This is a genomic window from Flavobacterium sp. S87F.05.LMB.W.Kidney.N, assembly GCF_004366435.1.
Classification (GTDB): domain Bacteria; phylum Bacteroidota; class Bacteroidia; order Flavobacteriales; family Flavobacteriaceae; genus Flavobacterium.
Genome location: NZ_SODX01000005.1, coordinates 296,882 through 320,186, shown reverse-complemented (window position 1 = coordinate 320,186; position 23,305 = coordinate 296,882). Strand labels below are relative to the sequence as shown.

Annotated in this window: 11 protein-coding genes; all 11 read right to left on the bottom strand. The window is 37.0% G+C overall.

Annotated features, from left to right (window positions below):
* Positions 1 to 108: 108 nt before the first annotated feature.
* The 11 genes from EDB96_RS16775 to EDB96_RS16725 all read right to left on the bottom strand — a co-directional run bounded on the left by EDB96_RS16775 (position 109) and on the right by EDB96_RS16725 (position 23,220).
* The gene (locus EDB96_RS16775) at positions 109 to 1,254 is read right to left on the bottom strand and encodes a sialidase family protein (protein ID WP_134142092.1); all 1,146 of its coding nucleotides are present in this window, start codon (positions 1,252 to 1,254) and stop codon (positions 109 to 111) included.
* A 143-nt stretch (positions 1,255 to 1,397) separates the two neighbouring features.
* Positions 1,398 to 4,148 (bottom strand): glycoside hydrolase family 78 protein, encoded by a 2,751-nt coding sequence (locus EDB96_RS16770; RefSeq protein WP_134142091.1) that lies wholly within the window; start codon positions 4,146 to 4,148, stop codon positions 1,398 to 1,400.
* A gap of 240 nt (positions 4,149 to 4,388) precedes the next feature.
* Positions 4,389 to 5,957 (bottom strand): MGH1-like glycoside hydrolase domain-containing protein, encoded by a 1,569-nt coding sequence (locus EDB96_RS16765; protein ID WP_134142090.1) that lies wholly within the window; start codon positions 5,955 to 5,957, stop codon positions 4,389 to 4,391.
* A gap of 355 nt (positions 5,958 to 6,312) precedes the next feature.
* Entirely contained in the window at positions 6,313 to 8,763 is a 2,451-nt protein-coding gene (locus EDB96_RS16760; protein WP_134142088.1) for a glycosyl hydrolase family 95 catalytic domain-containing protein, read from the bottom strand.
* A gap of 267 nt (positions 8,764 to 9,030) precedes the next feature.
* Positions 9,031 to 10,455, bottom strand: a complete 1,425-nt coding sequence (locus EDB96_RS16755; protein WP_134142087.1) for an acetylxylan esterase — start codon at positions 10,453 to 10,455, stop codon at positions 9,031 to 9,033.
* Positions 10,456 to 10,735: 280 nt separating this feature from the next.
* Positions 10,736 to 13,510 (bottom strand): glycoside hydrolase family 78 protein, encoded by a 2,775-nt coding sequence (locus EDB96_RS16750; protein WP_134142086.1) that lies wholly within the window; start codon positions 13,508 to 13,510, stop codon positions 10,736 to 10,738.
* A 241-nt stretch (positions 13,511 to 13,751) separates the two neighbouring features.
* Positions 13,752 to 15,614, bottom strand: coding sequence for an exo-alpha-sialidase (locus EDB96_RS16745; protein ID WP_134142084.1), 1,863 nt, complete (start codon positions 15,612 to 15,614; stop codon positions 13,752 to 13,754).
* Positions 15,615 to 15,680: 66 nt separating this feature from the next.
* Entirely contained in the window at positions 15,681 to 16,598 is a 918-nt protein-coding gene (locus EDB96_RS16740; protein ID WP_134142083.1) for a glycoside hydrolase family 43 protein, read from the bottom strand.
* Positions 16,599 to 16,686: 88 nt separating this feature from the next.
* Positions 16,687 to 18,255, bottom strand: a complete 1,569-nt coding sequence (locus tag EDB96_RS16735) for a glycoside hydrolase family 28 protein (RefSeq protein WP_134142082.1) — start codon at positions 18,253 to 18,255, stop codon at positions 16,687 to 16,689.
* 203 nt (positions 18,256 to 18,458) lie between these two features.
* Positions 18,459 to 19,862: a glycoside hydrolase family 140 protein gene (locus EDB96_RS16730; RefSeq protein ID WP_134142080.1), complete on the bottom strand. Its 1,404-nt coding sequence runs from the start codon at positions 19,860 to 19,862 to the stop codon at positions 18,459 to 18,461.
* Between the two features lie 142 nt (positions 19,863 to 20,004).
* A complete protein-coding gene (locus EDB96_RS16725) occupies positions 20,005 to 23,220 on the bottom strand; it encodes a DUF6298 domain-containing protein (protein ID WP_243839370.1) in 3,216 nt (1,071 codons plus the stop codon).
* Positions 23,221 to 23,305 lie beyond the last annotated feature (85 nt).

The window sequence follows — 23,305 nt, the reverse complement described above, 5'->3', positions numbered from 1 at the left end:
AAGATATTAAGGAAGTTAAGCCCTGTAATACTTAATAAACTTAATTTTAAATCTAAGAAAGTTAAGCTTAATGAAACTTAATATCTTAATGGTTAAATTTTTTAAATCTTACTCCTCTTCAGCCTTAACAGCTGTTACCACTTTTCCTTCTTCGCCCGGCCAGATTCCGTTTTTGATTGGAAGTGCTTTTAACTTAGTTGGATCGATTTTTACGTATTTCAGTTTTTCTCTTCTCCAAGTGTAAACGATATGCACCATTCCGTCAGAACTCTGAATCATAGATGGATACGAATACTGGCTGATTTTTGAATCTTCTAAAACCAAAGCGGCTTTCCAGTTAATTCCGTCATCCGAAACCGAAACATTCAATGGTGTTCTTGGACCTTTTGCTTCTTTCCCTGGAGGTAAAACATGATTGTAAACTAATAAATGTTTGCCGTTTTTAAGAGTTACGGCGTCTGTTCCTGAGTTATTATTTGGAAGTCCGATTAACTCAATATCAGACCAGGTTTTTCCATTGTCTTTTGAGAAAGTGCTGAAAATAGCTCTGTTTCTGGTTCTTCCGATAGCTTGGATACTTCCGTCTTTGTGGAATAAAATACTGGGCTGAATCGCATTTATTTTTTGTTTTCCTCTTGGAAGCGTATCGCCCATTACCCAAGTTTTTCCGAAATCAGGAGTCGATTCCATACGAAGTCTCCAACCATCGCCTTCGATACTTGACGGACATAATAATGTTCCGTTGCTTAATAAAACAGGTTTATTTTTGATTGGCCCTAAGAAACCATCAGGCATTTTTTTCGCCTCAGACCATGTTTTTCCGCCGTCAGATGAAGTTCTGATTACGCCCCACCATTCTGATGGTTTTGGTCCGATTTTGTAGAAAAGCATTAAATCGCCACCCGGAATTTGATATAAAACCGGATTCCATGTTGGTAATCTCGGCCCTTCTTTCATGACACCATCGGCAACTTTTACGCCTTCATTCCAAGTATCGCTTCCTTTAGGTTTAATAGCGACATAAATACAAACATCAGGATGTCTTTCGTGAGTTCCTCCGAACCAAGAAGCAACTAAATCACCATTTGTAGCTTCGACAATTGTAACAGCGTGGCAAGACGGATAAGGCGCTTTATCGTAAATAAACTGATCTACTAAAATTCCTTCTTTCCAAGTCTTTTTCTCTAAAGCCGATTTACAGCTTCCTAAAAGGAAAAGTCCAAACAAGACAAATGCTAATTTTGTTATCTTCATTCTTAATTAAATTATGAATTATTTTTTTTGACTATAAATACATACCTAACATTTTTTTAGGTAAAAATATTTAATAAGTGTAAAAATAACACCAAAAAATTAACAATGTATCCTGTACTGTCCCGAATTATTAAAAATGCAGATTATTTAACGTTTATCGCAAAATTTCCTGACGAAAGTGTGACAATTATTTGATTTTTTTCTACTGAAAAAGCATGAGAACTCTTATCCAGCTTCTGTTTGTTGATGGAAACAGCCGAAATGTCTGTTGTTGGAAGATACACAATAGCCGAAGTATTTTCGGGAATGGTAACGTTCCAAACTAAAGCCTTTTTATCTTTTTTCCAGTTACTTTTAATTAAACCGTAAATCGATTCGTAAGAAGCATTTAAATAAGTCAATCCAGCATCAAAATCTGGTTTCATAAGAATTTGTTTGAAACCTGGAGTTTCAGGATTACTTTTGATTCCCGCCATATTTTCGTAATACCAAATCAATAAATCGCCCAAAAGCATTACGTGATTTTGCGAATTCATAGCTGGATCGGCAGTGTTTCCGTTCCAAAGTTCCCAAATGGTGGTTGCACCGTTTTCAACCATATAACCCCAGCCTGGATAGGTTTTGTTTGATGCTAATTTGAAAGCCAAATCACCTCGCCCGAAGTTAGTTAATGTTCGCATTAAAAATTGCGTTCCGATAACTCCTGTACTTACATGACCATTTTTAGTTACTTCAACCTCGTGCACCAGATTTTCGAAAACTTTTTGCTGTAATTCTTCTGGAACCATTCCGAAAGTCAACGGCAGTAAATTGGCTGTTACAGTATTGTTGGCGTAATTGTTTTTTGATGTATTAAAATATTTCGCATTGAATGCTTTTTTAATTTTTGAAGCCAGATCCTCATAATGTGCAATGTCTTTTTCAGCATTAGCAATTACCGCAAACTTTTTCATCGTATTTAAAAGCTGATAGAAAAAGGCACTTGAGATCAATTCTCCATCTGTTAAACGAGCAGGATCTTTAGAACGAATTAACTCCAAAGATTCTGGCGGAACGCACCAATCACCGTATTTATCTTTGGTCATGATGTCATCAACCAAATAATTTTCTTCCATATAATCCATCCATTTTTTCATAGACGGATATTGTTTTTCGATTACTTTTTTGTCTCCAAACTGATTATATAGCATATCTGCCACCGTAATATACGTTCCCGGCCAAGTTACATTATCCCCGTAATAACGCCAAAATGCAGGCGCAACATCCGGAATTCCGCCGTCGATAGTCTGTGCGTTTTTAATATCGTCGAGCCATTTTGCATACAAAGTCTGATTATCAAATAAGAAACTTTCTCCGTAAGCTCCGGTTGTTCTGTCTCCCAACCAAGGCTGACGCTCGTTTCGTTGCGGACAATCGATTGGCATTCCTTTATAATTTCCGCTGATTCCCCACCAAGCATTCTTAAAAATCTGATTCATTATTGGGTTGGAAGAATCAAAAGTTCCTGTTGTAGCGATATCATCATAAACGACTTTTCCAACAAAATTTTCCAAAGTAGGTTTTGTTTTGAAGCCCGAAATTTCAACAAATCTAAAACCGTGAAAAATAAAACGAGGTTCCCAAACTTCTTCTCCTTGGCCTTTTAAAGTGTAAATATCCGTTGTTTTGGCATCGCGAAGATTGGCAATATACAACGAACCATCCGGCTGTAAAGATTCTGCAAACTTCATCGTGATTTTCTCGCCCGCATTTCCTTTCACTTTCAATTGCAACCAGCCTACCATGTTCTGTCCCATATCTAAGATATAAGTTCCTTTTGGTGTCTGTTTAATCGAAATAGGTTTTACTTCGCGTTTAATTTTCATATTCGCCGACATTTGTCCTTCATAAAATCCGCCTGGTTCCTGAACATATTCTGCCAAAAACCATTTTTTATCATCAAAATTAATGACGTTCCAGCCTTTCATTTCTTTACGAGCATCGTATTCTTCTCCGTCGTATTCGTTGTTCGACAAGATTGGCCCGTCGGTTGTTATTTTCCAAGTGTCGTCTGTACGAATAACGTCTTTGCTTCCATCTGTATATTCTACAAATAACTGCAAAGCCATTTTCGGATATCCAAAAGTTTTGATTTTATAAGGTTTATAATCCTGACGCATGGTAAAAAAACGTCCGTTTCCTAAAATTGTCCCCAATGCATTTTTGCCTTCTTTCAATTGCGAAGTCACATCAAAAACATTGTATTTTACATTCTTCGTGTAATCCGTAGGAACGGGAGCCAAAACCTGATCGCCAATTTTATTTCCGTTAATGTACAGCTCGTACAAGCCCATTCCCATGATATAAACTTTGGCATTTTTGACTTTCTTTTTCAAGTCAATTTCTTTTCTTAAATATCGGGCTGATAATCGAGAATACTGCGAAATACTATCGCCTGGAGAAGTTTTTTCATACCCTATCCAACGTGTCGATTTCCAGTCGGCATAAGTCAAAATCCCGATGCTGAAATGAGCCGGTTCTACTGATTTTACTTCACCTATATTGGTAGAAATAATTACTTTCCAGTAAACATCTTGTCTGTCTTTTAGCTTTTTTCCGTTATAAATTACGTTTACAGATTCATCGCTTTGTACTTTTCCACTATCCCATAAATCACCGTTTCCTGCGTTTAGCTTTTCTAAAGTTGAAGCAGCTAAAATTTGATAATGGGTTTGTTTGACATCATTTACGTTTGCTTTTATTTTCCAGCTCAATCTTGGCTGTAAAACATCAATTCCTTCCGGATTGGTCAGCATTTCGCATTTTAAATCCACAACACTGATTTTATTCTGGGCTTTCGCCGAAAGTGTGAAAAGTGAGATGATTATGGTTAGATGTAAAAAAAACTTTTTCATGATTTTATTTTTTCTCCTAACAGGTTTTAAAAACCTGTTAGGTATTTTATATTTTTAATAGACAAAGTATTGTCATTTCGACGGAGGAGAAATCTCCACGAGGAGCTCGACAAAGATTGGATTATTGTTGCGGAGTTACTTGCGAAGATTTCTCTCCCGAAGCCTCGGGATGGAAATGACAAAAATGAGAAATAAAACTCTGAGTAAATCCGTTTAATCCTTGAAATCTGTGGCTAATATTTACTCAGAAACCAACTTTTCTAATCTCTCAGAAAAAGCAATTTCTTTTCCGTTTTTAAAGATCCTGAAACCTTTTCCTTTTTTATATTTTTCTCCAGTTTTATCCCAAAGAATCGTAATAATATTGCCGTGATACAAAACATTATCCAGACAAAACCAATTCCATTTTTCCTGCGGAATCAACGGATTCACTTCTATCTTTTCATCTGCTCTCGGACGCAAACCAACCAATCCTGTAATCATCAAATCGTTAAAAGTCGAGTGATTATAGTAACGGCTTCTTTCTCTATCGCCCATTAACCAATATCCTGTTGTTTCATCCAAATATTCGCCAAGATAAGGTTTGCCTCTGTAATATTGTGACTGTACGTACAAATCCATTTGTTTGAAATAATCTGTCTTAGCCACAAAATTTTGATCATAATTGTTCAGAACATTCGCTAAAGCCGTCAAAGTCTGCGAACTTGCAAATGGCCATATCGCTCCGTCCCACTCGCAGGTTCCAGTTCCGTGAGTTCTAAAACGCGGACTTCTTCTTTCGGCTGTTGTCAAACCAAACGGTGCCGAAAACCCTTTTTCATCCTTAATTTGTTCCCACGCTTTTTCAAAACCTTTTCCTTTTTCTGGAAGATTAAAATACCACGGAATAAATCCGATCGCTTCTCTAACCTGCGCTAATGTATCCTTTTCTGTTAAAGTTTCAAAAAACTCGCTTTTAGTATTCCATAATTTGGTTTCAACTAATTGCTGTAAAACATCCGCTTTCGCTTTGAATTTTGCTTCCGCTTCCTTATCGTCTTTCATAGCAGCCATTTTAGAAATCGCCATAGCGTTCCCAAACATATAACTGTTAATCGTTGGTCTTGCATTTTGCACTTTACGCCCTCCGCTTAAAGACTCTTCCATTCCATCTTTTACATCGTGCTGCCAAAACAAACCATCCTTGCGCTGACGGTCTTTTTCCCAAACGGCATAATCTGTAACCATATCTGGATAGAGATCCAATAAGAATTTTTCATCCTTATTTACCAAATAACGGTTGTACAAAGCATCAGCTGTCCAACTGCTGAATTTATACAATTTGTTCATCGGTTTTCCATCATTTCCTCGGTACCAAATTTTTACATCCTGCTCAATATACTGCGGATCATGAACCCATCTGAATTCATTAATGTGATGCCCCAAAGCACAGCTGATCATGTTGTATTTATCTGCATACGAACGATCTACTAAAAACTCAGTAATCGCAAATCCCTGTGGTGTTTTTTTAATATGCTTTCTCGCACTCCACCAACGGAAATAATAAATCTCCTCAAAATTCTGCTGCGGACATTCAAACAACGGAATATTCTTTTCCATCCAAATCCACGCGCTGTCATTCGGAATCGCAAATTTCAAATTTTCATCTTCCATCGTGTTGAAATAATCAACATAATGTTTGAAGTTTTCCTCTTTTAAAATAACTGCTTTTCCTTTTTGAGAATGCCCCGCACCCGATTTACAGCTTATGTTTAATGTTGAAACCAAGATTAGTAAAGCGATTATTTTGTATTTAAAATGATGTAACATATTTAAAATCTAATTATAAAATTCATTATTTGGGCGTGTCCCTCCGGGCCGGGCTGTCCGTTCCCGCTTCCCGATGAAAAATCGGGAGAGCTCCACTTCCATCCCTCACGCGAGAGAACTTTGCGTATTCCCTCTCCTGCAAGGTTTCCAAGACCTTGTAGGTATTTCTGATAATTCAATTTTCCTCATTTTTGTCATTTCGACGAAGTAGAAATCTCCGTTAGAAGCTCGACAAAGATTGGTAACTTACTTTACGGAGTTACTTGTGGAGATTTCTCCTTCGTCGAAATGACAAACTAGTTGTATAATAATTATACCTAACAGGTTTTAAAAACCTGTTAGGATAAGTCGATCCTTAATTCCCAGTAAAAGTATACGTCTGCCCAGCTTTCACATTCACATCGTAAATATTGTAATTTGGCAGTTTTACTTTTTCCAATTTCGCCTGATCAGAAATAATCGGTTTCTTTACTTCCACATCATAAAAGAGCGGATTTGGATTTTTGCCTTTTGCTTTTTTAAGCGAATTTCCTTTTAAAGTATTTTCAACTTTCAATCTACAGTTTCCTCCTATTTTGGAGTAGATTTTTAATTCAGAAACTTTATTGTTTTTCCACGTCATATCAATTACAAATCCTCCTCTGGCCACCAGACCTTTTATGCTTCCGTCTTTCCAAACGCTTGGTAATGCCGGTAATAAATGTATTGCATCTTCCTGACTCTGCATTAACATTTCAGCAAAACCGGCTGTGCATCCAAAGTTACCATCAATTTGAAACGGCTGATGCGCATCTAACATATTCGGATACGTTCCACCGCCTTTTCTTTGGTCGGCTGTTACCAAATGCAATTGATCCTGAATTAATTTGTAAGCGTGATTTCCGTCTAAAAGTCTGGCCCACAAATTTACTTTCCATCCCATCGACCAGCCTGTAGATTCGTCTGTTCTGTAAATCAAAGATTGCTTGGCCGCTTCAAATAACTCAGGCGTTTTAATCGCCGAAATCTGATTACTCGGATACAATCCGTATAAATGCGAAACGTGTCGGTGATTGTCTTTTGGATTATCCCAATCATCCTGCCATTCTTGTAACTGACTGTGTTTTCCAATTTTCATTGGAGGCATTTTAGCTAAAGCATCACTTACTTTTTTCACATAAACTGCATCTGGAGAAACCAAAGCCGAAGCCTCAATAACATGCGTAAACAAATCAAAAATCAATTGATTGTCCATTGTAGTTCCAGAAGCAATTGTCGCTTTTCCTGTTCCGCCTGCATGTGTGTTTTCAGGCGAACTTGAAGGAACAACCACCAAATATTTCGTATTCGGATCGATCACCATAAAATCAAGAAAGAAATCTGCAGCACCTTTCATAATTGGATAAATTTCTTTCAGATATTTTTTATCACCAGTGTATAAATATCTTTCCCATAAATCCTGACAAACCCATGCACCGCCTGTCGGCCACATTCCCGAAGCAGCAGAATCAACAGGAGCCGTTACACGCCAGATATCGGTATTGTGGTGCAAAACCCAACCGCTGGCATTGTACATCATCTTCGCAGTTTCTGCGCCTGTAACACTTAATTCTTTTGCCATTTGAACAAAAGGTTCGTGCATTTCCTGAAGATTGGTTACCTGTGCAGGCCAGTAATTCATTTCGGCATTGATGTTTGTCGTGTATTTACTGTCCCACGGCGGCGTCACCATATCATTCCAAATTCCCTGCAAATTTGCTGGCTGTCCGCCCGGCTGTGAACTCGAAATTAAAAGATAACGTCCAAACTGAAAATACAATGCTGCCAATTGCGGATCAAATTGTTTAGAGAAATCACGTATTCTTTCGTTTGTTGGCTGCTTCACTAAATCATTCGAACCTAAATTTAAAGAAACTCTATTGAAGAATTTTTGGTAATAATCAACGTGGGCTTTCTTTATAGTTTCAAAATCTTTTGCTTCGGCTTTGGCCAAATAGTCTTTGCTTTTGGCAATTTCATCGCCAGATATATCCTGATAATTTTTAAAATTAGTTGCAATCGAAATATACAAAGTTACTTCATCGGCTTTGTTAATGCTTAAGATTCCGTTGCTGGCGTTAATTTCGCCACCTTTATTTTTAGCGGTTAATCTTCCCTGAAATTTTACTTTTCCTTTTACGCCTTCAAAATTAGTCCCTAAACCCGAAAGTATAATTTGGTTTCCTTCTGTTGAAGCCACCGTTTTATCAATCGGACTGTTCATGAAAACATTGCACGTAATCTGTCCCGGCTGACTCGCCGAAAGTTTTACCACAATAACCTGATCTGAAAATGCGGTTAGAATTTCTCTTGTAAATTCGACTCCATTTACCTTGTATTTTACTTTTGCGGTTGCGTTGCTGATATCTAAATCACGGTAATAATCGCTATATTTTTGATGTCCTGCGAAGGAAATATAAACGCTTCCAAAAGTTTGATACGGCATTCCGTCATTGGTTTGCGACATGATATCTCTTGTTGCCAAATCCTGCGCTTCATCAAATTTCCCATCAAAAATAAGCTGTCTTACTTTTGGCAAAGCTTCAATTGATTTGGAATGTGCATTGCTGTTTGGAGAACCTGCCCAAATGGTTTCTTCATTTAATTGCAAACGCTCCACCGCCGGATCACCAAAAACCATTGCCCCCAAACGTCCGTTACCTAATGGCAAAGCTTCGTTCCAGATTGCAGCTGGTTTATCGTACCATAATTTGAGATCGCTTTGTGCTGTTGCTGTAAGCGAAAAAATTCCAAAACAAATCACCGTAATTTTACTTTTTAACTTCATAGTATATGGTTGATGGTTAATCGTTGATTGTTGTTGGTTATTCTCATCAGAGTATAACTTTAGATTTCAACAGATCAATTATTAAATTCATATTTTTTATTTCTTAAATTTTTAATCAAAAGACAATTGTTCTCGAATTACAAGTGTGCGTGAGGGATAGAAGCTAGCTACCGAAGTAGCGCGGATAGCCCGACCCGATTTGGAAAAGGGGGCGAATTGAGCGGTTTTTAGATTGCCCCCTTTTTCAAATCGGGTCACGCCCAAATATTATTTCTTAACATCGTAAACTTTCAGATTTTTTTCTCCGAACATTTCATATAATTTGTTGATGTCTTTCAACGCATTTTTAGGCAGATTTTCTGCTTTGTTTCCAAAGACATATAACTTATCGTAAGTTTCAATCACACAAGTCGATTCGTCGATTTCGCCTTTATCATTTTTCACTTTATTCAAATCTAAATTTAAATATTTCGCCATAAACGGATACAAAGCCATACGTTTTGAAACTCCGAAATCATGTCCTTCTTTTGCAAAATGAGCATTTTCGACCAAATCTTTCTTTCCGTACAATTCATACGTTCTCTGGATAAAAGGAAATTCCAGTTCCGGAACTGCCAAGGTCCAGTCTTTTCCATCTGAAACAATCAATTGCGGTTTTGGCGCCATCATTGCTGAGATCTCCGCATTGTTTGTTCCATTTCCGCAAAGATGAATCCCACGACCGCTTTCACACGGACAACCGCCTGAGAAATGAGATGAAACCATCACAACTGGGGCTGAAACTTTTACCCTGTCATCAATTGCTGCTAAAAACATGGTATGCGAACCTCCGCCAGAACCACCTGTAACACCAACTCTAGACATATCAGCATTTTTTACCGTTGCCAAATAATCGAGAAAACGTATTCCGGTTAAAACCTGAACTGTCGATGCAATACTATTTCTGTGCGTTTCTTCAGGAAACTGCAATAATGATTCTCCCCATGCAAATAAATCATAAGACACAACAATAGCGCCCATTTTAGCCATAATCGCGCAACGGTACTGCTCGTCTTTTCTATATCTTCCGTCGCCGAAATGTCCGTCAGGAGTTAAAATAACTGCTGCTTTTTTATTTAACGGATACGGTTTGTAAATCGATCCCGTTGCATAAACACCTGGCAAGATTTCCAAAGCGATATTTTCTACGCTGTAATCTTTATAAATTCTCTTTGGAGTTAAAAGTGGTTTAGACTTTGGCATTGGGGGAGCCTTTTCTAATCCAAATGAGGTTATCATACAAGCTTTTAACTCCGTTTTACGTTTTTCCCATTGTTCTTTTGTCGAATAAAGGCTTTCTAAATAAAACAAGCGTTCTTTTCCTTTATCAACTGAAACTTTATGGTTTTCATATTTACGAATAATGTAGGTTCCATCCGGCTGTTTGAAATACATCAATTCAAACGGAGCCAGAATGTTAGTCAGCGAAATAGCCAAATTTCCGGGTTCAATTCTCCAGTCGGCATAATCCAGTTCTTTTCCTTTCAGTAACCCTCGGTCGTCGTTAATAGTGACATTAAAAACGGTTTCTATTTTCTTTAAAGTTTCTGAAACTGGTTTTCTAAAATTAGTATCAGAAGTGCTTTGCGCATTGGCAAATGTCAAAGCAAAGATTGAAACTGCAATTGTAATTATGTATTTGATATTCTTCATTTTATATTGTTGAGATTTTAGACACTGATGAAACGGATTTACTTCGTAAAGACACGGATTGACGCGGATTTTTTTTGTTTAATTGCCTCCTGCTTTAGCTGGAGGAAAATATTTTGATTCTTTCATTGGCTTTAGCCTAACTTATTCATTTGGCTAAAGCCCTATAACTTATCTTATTTGAAACCTCCAGTTAAAACTGGAGGCTATTCATAAAAAAAAATCCGCGTAAATCCGTGTCTTCGCGATAGCGAACCCGTGTCATCCGTGTTCTATATGCGTTCTATAATTTGCATTCGATTGTATATTTTCCTGAACCTAATTCTAAAGTTGGTTTCGTTCCATCAAAACCTGCCCTAACTTTCTTATTATCAATCTTTATTTCCGAATTTTTAGAAACGGGTAATTTTATTGTTGCCGTAGTATTCACTGGAATTTCAACATTCAGAATAAACTTGCCGTCTTTCTTTTCCCAAGACGAAACAATTTTTCCGTAAACCGATTGATAGTCCGCTTTCGCGAAAGTCATATCGCCCACTACTTCCGGCTGAATAAAAAAATGTTTGAAGCCCGGTTTTTCTGGATCGGCCATAATTCCGGCTAAAATTTGGTAAAACCATTCTTCAATCTGCCCTAGCATAAAATGATTCCATGAATTTCCTTTTCTCGGATCCCATTGTTCTGTTAAAGTCGTTAAACCAAATTTAATCTGAAAACCATAACCCGGCGCATCGTAATGATTGTGCATTTTGTACATGGTTTCGTTCTCGCCATTTCTTGCCAAAGTTTGGAATAAATAACGATTTCCAACATCTCCAGTTGTTAAACGATCGCCTTTTTCTTTGATGTCAGCCAATAAATTCTGCATTACAGCCTCTTTATATTGAGGCTCAACGATATTCATAAAAATCGGAACAGCATTGCTAAATTGACTGTTTGTTCCATATTGCTTCGTTTCTGGATTGAAAAATTTTGCGTTAAAAGCCGTTTTGATTTCAGAAGCCAAAGTTTCGTATTTCTCGATATCTTCCGTTTTTCCCAACATTTTAGCTGCTTTTGCCACTAAGTAAGCGCCATAATAATAATGCGAAGTAGCCGAAAGTGCAATTGGACTGTTTTTTGAATAGCCTGCTGCATGCGTTCCGTAATCGTACCAGTCTCCTAGTCCGTGCGATACAATATGATTTTCAGCTTTTGTACCTAAATAGTCTACATACTTTTTCATTACAGGAAAATATTTTTCAAGTAAAGAAGCATCGCCGTAATATTCATAATACATCCAAGGCAGAATCACTCCTGTTACACCCCATTCTGGGGAATCGGTAAAGTCACCGCCAAAAATTACATATTCTGGAACAATGGTCGGAATTAATCCGTTATCGCGTTGTGAATCAGAAATATTCTGCATCGTTGCAGGAATAAAAGTCTGTAAATTATAATTGAACATTAAACCTGGGCCGTTCAAATGAATTTCTTCCAGCCAGCCTAATTTTTCACGTTGCGGACAATCGGTAAAAACACTTTGGAAATTACTTTTTATCGAATTATTAATCAGTTCGTGTGTTTTATTGAAGATTTCATTCGAACAGACAAAACTTCCCGATTCTCCTGCCGAATTGTAAATGAAATTCGATTTTAAATCAACCAAAGTTGGAAGTTCCTTATTCTTATCTTCTTTATAATTAATATTTTCAATCTGAACATATTGATAGCCGTAGAAACTGAATTTTGGTGTCCATTCTTCGACGTCTTTTCCCTTTAAAGTGTAATCGTAATAGTATGGTTTTCCAGATCTTCCCTGGGCAATTGTTCCTTCTTCATTTAAACCTTCAGCTACCCAAACACGAATCGTCTGGCCTTTTTTTCCCTTGACTTTGATAGTTGGAAATCCCGAAAGATTTTGTCCCATATCAAAAACATAGAAATTCGGTTTTAACTCTTTTACGGTTTTTACTTCGTATTGCTTCTGAATTGTAACGGGCGGTGCAGTCTGCGGTCTTAAAACTCCTTTTGGCGCTTCCTGAATTACAACTTTTTTCCAGTCAGCATCTTTGAAAGCTTTTCTGTTCCAGCCTTTTTGTTCTAAATTGGCGTTATAATCTTCTCCTCCAAAAATACTGTTGTACGTAATCGGACTTTTACTGTATTTCCAGGTTTCATCTGATTTTATAATTTCTTCTGAACCATCATTATACTTGATTTTCATTTTGAAGAATAAAGTCGGCGGGCCAAAACTCACGAAGAATTTGGTATATCTTTCAGCAAGCGTATTGTACATTCCATTTCCTAATAAAACGCCAATTACATTTTCGCCTTTTTCTAATTGTTTAGCGTTTAACTCGTAAATATTGTAATTAACCGTTTTATCGTAATCTGTCCATAAAGGTGCAAATTGACTGTTTCCAACTTTTTTACCATTGATAGTCAATTCATAATGTCCTAAACCTGAAATATAAACAACGGCTTCCTTGATTTCTTTTTTTACTTCGAAAGGTTTACGAAGCATGATACTCCTGCGTGAAAGCGAATCTGAAGCATTGATAAACGAATTCTTTTTTTCTCTGTTGAAAGTGGCTGTATGGTAATTTCGGCCTTCCGGCAGATGACTTTCGGCTTTGGTAATCGCCCCAATCCAAATCGGATTCAATTCTGATTCTAACGAAGCGGTTCTAAAAGAAGCTGTTTTACTCCATTTAGAAATTTTTCCTGATTGATTCCAAACTTTCACTTTCCAGAAATATTTGGTTTCGTTTTTTAATGGTTTTCCGTTATAAATAATATGCAGGTTTTTATCTGTATTTACTCTTCCAGAATTCCAGATATCTCCATCATCATTATTTAATTTTTCTTCCGAAGAAGCAACCAAAATCAAATAAGCAATTTGTGATGCATCATATTCTTTTGAAACCAGCTTCCAGCTCAGCCTTGGTTGATTCTGAACCACTGCTAATGGATTGTCAGCCATTTCTGTTGTTAAATGTACAGGTAAAATTTGTCCTTTAGAAACTAGGGTTACTAAAAGACAAATTACTAATACTATGTTTTTGAAATTCTTCATTTCGTATTGTTGAGATTTTGAACGCGGATGAAATTGATTCGCTATCGCGAAGACGCTGATTGACGCGGATTTTATATTCTAGCTATTAAATAATAAAAAATCCGTTTTAATCCATGTTTTTACGAAGTAAATCCGTGTCATCCGTGTTCTTTTTTTTGCCACTAATTACACAAATTTTCACTAATTTTTAAATCTATAATCAAAAATAATTCGTGACAATTCGTGTAATTCGCGGCTATATTTAATTTCTTTTCGTTATCAACGATTCAATATTGAATACCGCTTCCGGAATTAATTTTCCTGTTTGAGGCAGATCATCGTAATCATCTGTATCTGGCGCTGTGTCTGGATTTGGCGTATATCTTTGTTCGCCTGTGCGGAACATAATTCGCTCAAAACCATCTACCGGAGCATAAAAAATTCTCGTTGATTCTTTTTCGTCGTTTACTTTTACAGTGTACGAACGCGTTTTAACATTCAGTTTTACATTTACTTTATATTCTTTTCCAGCTTCGTATTTGGCAATCGTATTGAAACGCGCTCCCGTTTTTGTTTTCAACTGCCCATCCGAATCAAAAGTTAATCTTACGGCTGGCAATCCTTGTTTATTCTGAAATTCAATTTGTAATAAACCGTGATTATTCTGTTCTGGTTTAACCGTAAAAGTGACTTCCATTTTTTCTGCAAACGGAACAACACGTTCTGCACGCGCATAATCAAAATAATCCTGATCTCTTAAAGTCAGCCATTTTTTGCCGTCTTTCTTTTCTATTTTGGTTGAAGCCCATGATAAATCGTATGTATTCCATAACTTTAATTCTTGTCCGTCAGGAAGATTACTGAAAACATCATTTGCGTTTTCTGTCACAACCGAAGTAACCGGAACCGGAATCGATGCTACCCAAATATCTTCTTTGTTTACGCTGTAGCTTACCCAAAGTTTCCCGTCAGGCGGAGTTCCGTCGCCTTCTGAGATACCACGAACGTATTGAGGCCCTGCTGATTTGTAGTTGCCGCCATAACGCATCGGACTAATTTCGCCGTGAACCAATAGTAAATCTTTATAATTCAATCCGTCATCACTTGTTGAAATTGCCAAAGGCCAGCGGTATTCTGATGGATTGTAAACGGTCGCATAACGATTATCAGACGTTTTTTGTCCCCAGATTTTAGCATTGCTGTTTACAAAACCGGGAGCACGAACGGGAGTATATTCCCATGTTTTTCCGCCGTCTTTACTAATCGAAGTCAAAGCGTGCTTCCATAAACCTACAACATCGCCGTTTGGTAAATGATACGAACTTAAAGCTTTATAAGGTTTCTTTAGCGGAATCAATTCGTCGTCACGATCGGCTTCTTCCACCCATTGTTGTAAAACCAACGGATCAGATAAAATTTCTTCACAGGCTTTTTTCAAACCTTTGTCTTTTGCCTGCGTATAAAATGGAAAAGCCGATTTCGATTTATCCCAGGATTTATTGTATCTGATGAAATAAATTTCGCCGAAACTGCCGTCTTTTTTGATTTCGCGAATTACACGTCCAATTCCTTTTCCGTCGTTTGGATCGTCTTTTTCATCCATCGCAATTCCGTAATACGCCAAAGCAAAAAGTCGTTTGTCTTTTGAAGTGTAAAAGCCCATTCTCTGGTGCATGATCGCATCCAGATTTTTAGCAACGCCTTCTACGCCTTCTTTTTTCCATCCGTCAGGAATATGATAAATCGGGAAAATTACTTTTGGCATTTTCCAGCTTACACCGTCTTTTGAAGTCATAATCAGCGTCTGGCTTGGCGGAATATGCTCGCCCGCAGGATCACTTAAATACTGAAGGTAAAAAGTATCGTTCCAATACGCCATTGTAGGCTGATGATTGTATGTCCAGCCAAAACCATCGGCTTTTTCAGGATGTTCACGGCTGGCACGCATAATCTGCGTAGCGTGAACTCCAACTGCTGGACTTAACTGCCCGTGATGATAATCAACATTTGAAAGTGTTTTACCAACATAACGCAATGTGTCATTCTGCGCATTTACAGCTGTACCAATCAATAAAATTGTGGCTGTGGTTAAGAGGTTGGTTTTTATTTTTTGGAAAGCAATCATTATGTTTTATTTTTTATTCTGATCAGACCTAACAGGTTTTAAAAACCTTTTAGGTCTCGTTGCGAATTATTTCTTTTCAATTAATCCTTTTAAAACTTCTTCAGAGATTGTAGTAATCGTTCCGTGTTTGTGTCCTTCCGGAAGGCTTATTTTTGATGAAACGTCTTCAAAATGAACAAAATCTGAAGTACTTAAGGCTTTATAATTTTTTGAACCGTAATTATCATAATACAACAGCCAGTTTTTACCCACTTTCACTACCGTTGGCCCTTCTGATAAATATTCTGTCAAAGGTTCTGAACTTTTGCTGAAGGGCCCTAAAGTCGATTTTCCGAACGCTACTTTTATGTTTCGCATGGGTCTGGTGTTGTCTTTTAGAACCAAAACATAATCTTTTTTGCCTTTTTTTACAATCACACAGTCAATTACACTGAAACCTGGTTCGTAATATAATTTTGTATCAGAGAATGTTTTGAAATCTTTTGTTGTTACATAATACATTCTGTGATTGTTTTTTTCTTCTTCCACGCCTTTTTCAAATCGGAACGGAATCGTCGATGCCCAAATAATGATGTATTCTTTTTTGACATCATCGTAAAAAATTTCCGGCGCCCAAACGTTTACTACTTCGGGTTCGTTTTTCATTACCGGAATATATTCTTGTTTTGACCAATGAATTAAATCTTTAGAACTTGCATATCCAAAACCATTTCCGCCTTTCCAGTCGGTTGTCCAAACCATGTGATAGGTTCCATCTGCTCCTTTTGTGATGGACGGATCACGCATGATTTTGCTTGCGCCGATTTCAGGTTTTAAGAATGAACCTTCCAAACCTTTCCAGTTGTAACCGTCTTCGCTGTAAGCCAGATATAAACCTTCTGTTGCTGGTTCACGAAACGACGTAAAAAGGTATAAGTCTTTCTTTTTCTGCGAATAACTAATCGCAAAAAGGAAAAAGGTTACTATGATGACTATTTTTTTCATGTTGTCCAATTAAACACCAATTTCACTAATTAACACGAATTAAATTGGTGTAAATCCGTGAAATCTGTGTTATACTATTTTGATTTTTCTATTCTGTAATTGCTTTTTTATCTAAATCTTTTCCTTTTTTAACCGATGTTGTTACATTGTTAAAAACATTATTTTTTAGGAAAACATTCTTTGTTTCTTTTCCGTTTGCTTCGATGAAAACATCCGTAGCATTGAATGGAAAATTATTATTAATCAACACATTAGAAACATTATCTAACTTGATAACCGGAACATTTTTAATTGGTGTTGAAGATCCGGCATTGTCTAAAATAACATTTTTTGAATCTGATATTTTGAAAGAAGAACCAATCGTTGCATTTACTTTTACATCGTGAAATTCAACATCTGTCGCCGTGTTAACTGTAAAACCTTCTTTTCCGTCCATATTGATGTTGGAGAAAGTGATGTTCTGAATTGGCATTTCGGTAATTCCTAAAATTTGTCCTGCTTTGTTCACGTTTGAAGCTGTAATATTGCTCATGTGAATGTTTCTGAAAATCGGTGTTTTCTCTGTAACAGGTTCTACTTTAGTATCTTTATCGTAGAAAAGGCTTAGTACAATTGCTTCTTCTTTGATGTTTTTCATGACGATATTATCGACGCGAATATCTTCTACAACACCGCCTCGTCCGCGTGCTGCTTTGATACGGATTCCGCGATCGGTTCCGTCGAAAACACAGTTTGAAATCGTGATTTTCTTGATTCCGCCCGACATTTCACTTCCAATAACAACGCCGCCATGACCGCTTAACATTGTACAATTGGTAATCGTAACATTTTCTGTCGCTTTCCCATATTTACGTCCGTCGCCGTCTCTTCCAGATTTAATCGTAATACAGTCGTCTCCCACGCTGATATGGCAATTTGAAATATGAACATTGGTGCAAGATGAAGGATTGATCCCGTCTGTATTTGGCGAATGCGGATTAAAAATCGAAATTCCATTTACCGTTACATTATCACAGAATTCAGGATTGATGGTCCAAAAAGGTGAATTTTGAAACGTAACGCCTTCTATTAAAATATTTTTACAGTTGTAAGCCTGAAAAAAAGATGGTCTGAAGAATTTTTTATCAACCGTTCTTTTGTAATATGGTTCTGTGTAAAGGCCTTTGTTTTGCTCTTCCCACATCGTTTGGTATTTGGTTGGAGGAAGCGGTTCTTTGGCCGTTTCGATTCGGTACACTTCATTCCACCACGCTTTTCCTTGTCCGTCGATTACGCCTCTTCCTTTTATGGTGATGTTCTCTACATCTTTAGCATAAAATAACGGCTGGAAACTTTTCATTACAATTCCTTCGTAACGCATTTCTACATAAGGAAGATAATCATCAAAATTTTCTGAAAATTTTAAAAGTGCGCCTGAATCTAAATGAATCGTGATGTTGCTTTTTAGAGTTAATGCTCCAGTAAGATATTCCCCAGCAGGGAAAAAGATCGTTCCTCCGCCATTTTTAGATGCTTTTTCAATGGCGTTTTGAATGGCTTGGGTGCATTTTATTCCTTTGTTGTTTCCTCCTTCGTTTAGGATGTTTAACCAACCGTCGTTTGCGAAAGCGGTGTTAAGTCCTGTGATGAAGAAAAGAATTATTAGTATGTTTTTCATTGTTTATGTTTTTGGATAATCGAACTGTTTGTCATTCCGAGGAACGAGGAATCTCACTAGAAATTCCATATAGTAATTCGCCAATCGTTGTCGATTCTCGAGTGTGATCCCTCGTTCCTCGGAATGACAATATTGTGGATAATCTGTGATTACTTATTTCAAGAATTGCATTTCACTAATTACTTTTTACTTTTCACTAATTACTAAATAGAACGTAAAATCAAAACCCAGTCATTACCGTCTTCTTTTTTTCCTGCTGGTTGAAAATTTTGAGTTCCTTTATTATCAAAAGTTCCGATTTTAGTTTTCTTGCCATTTCTTGGATTGTACCAAGTTGCTTCGAATTTATCCCCGGAAATTTTTCCTAGTTTAGCTTCAATTATTCTTCCGTTGTAAGTGTAAAACAAAGCGTATTTTTCTCCTCTTATCGCAGGAATGTAATCGTATTTTTCTCCTTGGTTAACTACTAATGAAACATCTGGAGTTCCTTCTAAAAATGGAAATTCTTCCATTAGTTTTTTAATATAAACCATCTGTTTTGCTCCTGGTGCATTAATGGCCGATGTCCATAATTCTTTGTTTCCGTATGCTGGTTTGTCGCCTTTTCTGAACATTTGCATTACAGCGTTGTGTCCGTACGTATAACCTGCTGCGCCTGATAGAACTGACCAATATCCGTAACGGCGAACATCATTTGCTGTCCATTTTGGCTGTAAAGTGTCGTGTAAACCGTGTGGAATTGCTTCATATGATGGTTCTCCGTCAAGCGTAGGTTTTGTTGGTTTTAATTCGAAATCTCTTAGCACAAATTTGTAGTTGTCCTCTTTGAAATTCGTTTTTATGGAATCCTGATCGTATCTTCTGTGGCCTGACTGAAACATGTTGAAATCCAGCCATTTTGCGTTGTGAAAATTCTCTGATGAATCTGTTCTTCCAAACGGGTGAAAAGTCACTAATTGGTTTGGATTATTTGTTTTTAAAGTATTCCCAATGGCGTTCCAGATATCCTGAAATTCATTTCCGTGCGTGTCTCCTCCGTTTAACCAAATTACGTTGGTTTTGTTTTTATATCGATTTGCCAAAAACGCTGCATATTCTATTGCCTGTTCTTTGCTTACTTTATTTCCTTTTGAAACGTTGGTGCCCCAAACTGGAACCATGGCTAAATAAATTCCGTTTTTGCGAGCGACTTCTAATGTATAATCTACGTGATCCCAATAATCGTATTGTTTTGCATCTTTAAAATCATTCCCTGCTGTAAGCAATGGTTTTGATACGTCTTCGTTGATTAAAGCTGCATCGCCATATACGTTAACGGCATTGATGTTGTGCAAAACCATCACCTGAACAACGTTGAATCCTTTGTCTTTTCTGTCTTTAAAATATTTGTCTACTCCTGCTCTGTCTAATTTTCCGAATGCCAGCCAGCCTGTGTCGCCAAGCCAGAAAAATGGTTTTTCATCTCCGGTAACAAAATAATGCTGATTTTTAGAAATTTTGATTTCTGGCAATGCTTCTTTTTTTTTGGCAGCCTGCGAAAATCCGCTTTGTGCTGTCAATAAAAAGCTTGCACTTAGGGCGTATAAATATTTAATTTTCAGATTCATTTTGATTGTATTTTTAATGTGTGTTTTTTGGTTTGTTTGCCACGAATTCACGAATTATTCTAATCTTACCTGCCTTATGTTTTTATTTCACGCAGATTTTGCAGATTGAGCAGATTTCATTTTAATTTTTAATCTTTAATTTTTAATTCTTTTTAAAAACAAAAAGTACTTTTTCTTTTATTTCAGCTTGTGGAATTGTTATTTGTTTTCCTCCGCTTATATTGGTTTTTTTGTTGAAAGTTCCTGTTGCTGCGTTTATTGTGTATACTTCAAAAGTTCCTTTTTCGTTTGATAAATCGATTGTAATATCCCGGTCGGTTTTCAGATAAAAAAGATAACTTTTTCCTTTGTTTTCGAGCTTCCATAGATTGTCTGAAAACGTATTTCCTTCTACTAATTTCATTTCGCTTAAAGCGGCATAAAACTCTGGAAGCTCGATTTTCGGAATATTTGCCAATGAAGCGCCCGCCATTAAAGCCGGCCATCCAAATCTTGGTGAACCGTCGGTTGAATATAAAATTACTTTTTCAGGATATTTTTCTCGGTTTTCACGCACGGCACGATACACCTGATTATCCGTTTCTTTTCCAGTTTTTAATTTTCTGGCGTGTTGTCTTGGTGCTAAATTTTTACCGCCTTCTGGTGCATAAGCCGATCCGTCTTCTTTGTAATACCAATAACGAATATCAATGGCATCTACTGTTTTGGCTCTTTTGGCATCATTTAAAATAGCATCCTGAACATCTTTTGTAGCACTTAAACCGATGATTGCTTTTTTACCCGTTTCGTCTTTCCATTTTTGAACTTCGTCCAGCCAGAATTCCATAAAGTGCAGCGGACCTGTATATTCGGCACTTGTTAACTGAATTACGTTGCTGTTTTCTGCAAAATTATCCAACGATTTTCTGATGAAACCTTGGTGCAATTTTCTTCTTGCAGGATTCGTAACATCGTAAAACTGCTCTGCCATAAAAATACGTTTGTCTCCTGCGTAAGGCGGCGGTTCTGGAAAACCAGTGCTGTTTATATTGTTTGCCGAACGCCACGGTGAACTTGACCAATGTGCTCCGGCTTCGATAATATTGTGCTGAAAATATTGCTGATTAACTAACAACTGTCCTTTCGCTTCTGCGACATTCGCAAAAAGCGATAAACGATCCCAGTACCAATCATTGAATTTTGTTAAATCGTATTTGCTTAATTGATCCCAAGCCAAATCCTGACCGCTTCTGGCAAATGGCTGTTCGTAAAACGGCGGCCAAACATCGGCGTCAAAACGGCGAACTCTTTCGTGATCGTCCATTCTTCTTTCGTACCATAAACCATAATTGTGCTCTAGAGCAACCATATTATTGGTACTCAAATAATCTGATACTTCATTGATATTATCTGTAAATCCGGTTCCAGTTCTTCCAGGAACGAATCTTGTAACATCGGGAACTGACTTAGAAATATCACTGTCTCTCAGACTTCCTCTCCACCACGGCACGCTTAATCTGTTTCCGGCGATTACTTTATTGTCATAAGTAAGCCATCCATTTTTTGTGGTTATTTTTTTATCTGAAATTGTATTTTGCGCTGCATTTATTTTTAAATCATTCGCATTTTTAAGTCCTGAATTATTTGTATTAATTGGATTTGCTTTTGAAACTTCTGCAATCCATTCTACTAAACTTTGTTTTGGAGCGACAGAATTTTTAGTTAATTCGGCGGCAACTTCCATTGTAGGACTTGAAGAAGGTTCTGAACCTAAATCATAAATGTGCGGATTTACAGGAAGTTTTTCCAGTCTGTTTTCTAGTTGTGCATAAAATAAACTTCTTGGCGAAATATGGTTGTTTACGTCTTTCCAATGCCCGTCTCCAGCCATAATACCTCCCCAAGTTCCAAAAGCCCAGTTTTGCGCTGTTGGCGGATTGTAACATTCGATTTTTGATGCTGATGTTTCCCAAATCACACTATTGGCAGCAGTCCAACCTGCGCCTCTTCCGTTTTGTTCTCTGTTATTGTAACTTAAAGCGTGGCCGTCTATATAAGAAACCTCAAATAATACGCCTGTTGCCCAGCTTCCGATAGCACCGCTGTTATTGAATGGTAAAAATGATTCGCATTGAATAAATACATTTGGTCCTGTTGTTCCAAATCCGCCAACTGCAAAATCGTGGTAACCGTACTCTGAATAACAACGTTGAAATAAGGTCTGCTGTCCTTCTGTATAAAAAGTATGACGTCTAAAACCTGCAATTTCAGAAACGGGCTCGGTAGCAATACAGTCTTCAACTGTAATTTGTTGCGCCGATTTTAATACCGAAACGGCTCCACCAGCAAAATGTTTAAAACTAACGTGTTTTACCCATGCATTTCTTGTGTTTTCAATGCTAATTCCAAACCATCTGTGTTCTTCGTTTTTTGGTTTTGAAGTATCGTAAGCTGATTTCAATAAAATATTTTCAATTCCGATTTGCTCGATTCTTCCCGACCAGGAATACGTGTTTACTTTTGCAGTTCCGTAAACATCATCTAAAGCCATTGTTAATGGAGCGTTTAATGTCACTTCATTGCCGTTGATTTTGGTTACGACTCTGTTCCAGGTAATATCCCAGTCATTTTTTTTCCAGCCCACCCAGCCTGTTTCTGCGCCAAAATCGTCCATTTTTAACTCTTTAATCCAATTATCGGTTAAAGGTTTTGTAATGATAATTTCATCTGATGGTTTTAATTTTGAAGCATTTTTTAATTGAATTGTTTTGGTTCCAAGCGGCGTATAATTGGTATTGAATTCAAAAGTTTCACCGAGTTTTTTATCATCAATTCCTAAAACCCTAATTACAGCTTCTCTTTTTAATCCGGTTCCTAAAAGAATAGTTCCGTTATCATTATTGCCGCTTCCGCGTAAAATAACACCTGATTTTCTGATGAATAAACTTCCGTTTATTTTAAAAGTCCCTTTGTCTAAAAGAACTGCTCCGCGAAAACCTGATTTGTTTGGTTTTAAATTACTTACATAATCAATAGCAGCCTGAATTCTTTGAGTCGCATCTTCTTCTTGTTTTGGAACAAAAATTTTATTCTCGACATTCGGAATTGCTTTTTCTGATGCCATGTATCCTGCATAAGAAAAATCAGGAATTTGATTTCCTTTATTATCTGTTGTGAAAGAAAGTTTTCCTTCTTTGGTTTTGATAATATCGGGGAAATTGGTTTGTGCTGTTGTAATGCTAATGCTGAAAAGCATCACGAAAGTCGATAAAATTATTTTATCTTTTTGAAGGGAGATTGTATTTTTTAACTGGATAAAATTCACCTTATTATTTTTTTTAGACTTTAAAATTAAACCATATGAGTAATATAAGCTCATATAATTTTTAGGTTTGTCTTTCTCCACAATCTTGTCATTTCGACGAAGGAGAAATCGCACTCGCATATAGCCAAGATTGATCACA

Coding starts and splice junctions, on each gene's coding strand:
- EDB96_RS16775 (WP_134142092.1), bottom strand. CDS start 1,254: ATGAAGATAACAAAATTAGCATTTGTCTTGTTTGGACTTTTCCTTTTA.
- EDB96_RS16770 (WP_134142091.1), bottom strand. CDS start 4,148: ATGAAAAAGTTTTTTTTACATCTAACCATAATCATCTCACTTTTCACA.
- EDB96_RS16765 (WP_134142090.1), bottom strand. CDS start 5,957: ATGTTACATCATTTTAAATACAAAATAATCGCTTTACTAATCTTGGTT.
- EDB96_RS16760 (WP_134142088.1), bottom strand. CDS start 8,763: ATGAAGTTAAAAAGTAAAATTACGGTGATTTGTTTTGGAATTTTTTCG.
- EDB96_RS16755 (WP_134142087.1), bottom strand. CDS start 10,455: ATGAAGAATATCAAATACATAATTACAATTGCAGTTTCAATCTTTGCT.
- EDB96_RS16750 (WP_134142086.1), bottom strand. CDS start 13,510: ATGAAGAATTTCAAAAACATAGTATTAGTAATTTGTCTTTTAGTAACC.
- EDB96_RS16745 (WP_134142084.1), bottom strand. CDS start 15,614: ATGATTGCTTTCCAAAAAATAAAAACCAACCTCTTAACCACAGCCACA.
- EDB96_RS16740 (WP_134142083.1), bottom strand. CDS start 16,598: ATGAAAAAAATAGTCATCATAGTAACCTTTTTCCTTTTTGCGATTAGT.
- EDB96_RS16735 (WP_134142082.1), bottom strand. CDS start 18,255: ATGAAAAACATACTAATAATTCTTTTCTTCATCACAGGACTTAACACC.
- EDB96_RS16730 (WP_134142080.1), bottom strand. CDS start 19,862: ATGAATCTGAAAATTAAATATTTATACGCCCTAAGTGCAAGCTTTTTA.
- EDB96_RS16725 (WP_243839370.1), bottom strand. CDS start 23,220: ATGAGCTTATATTACTCATATGGTTTAATTTTAAAGTCTAAAAAAAAT.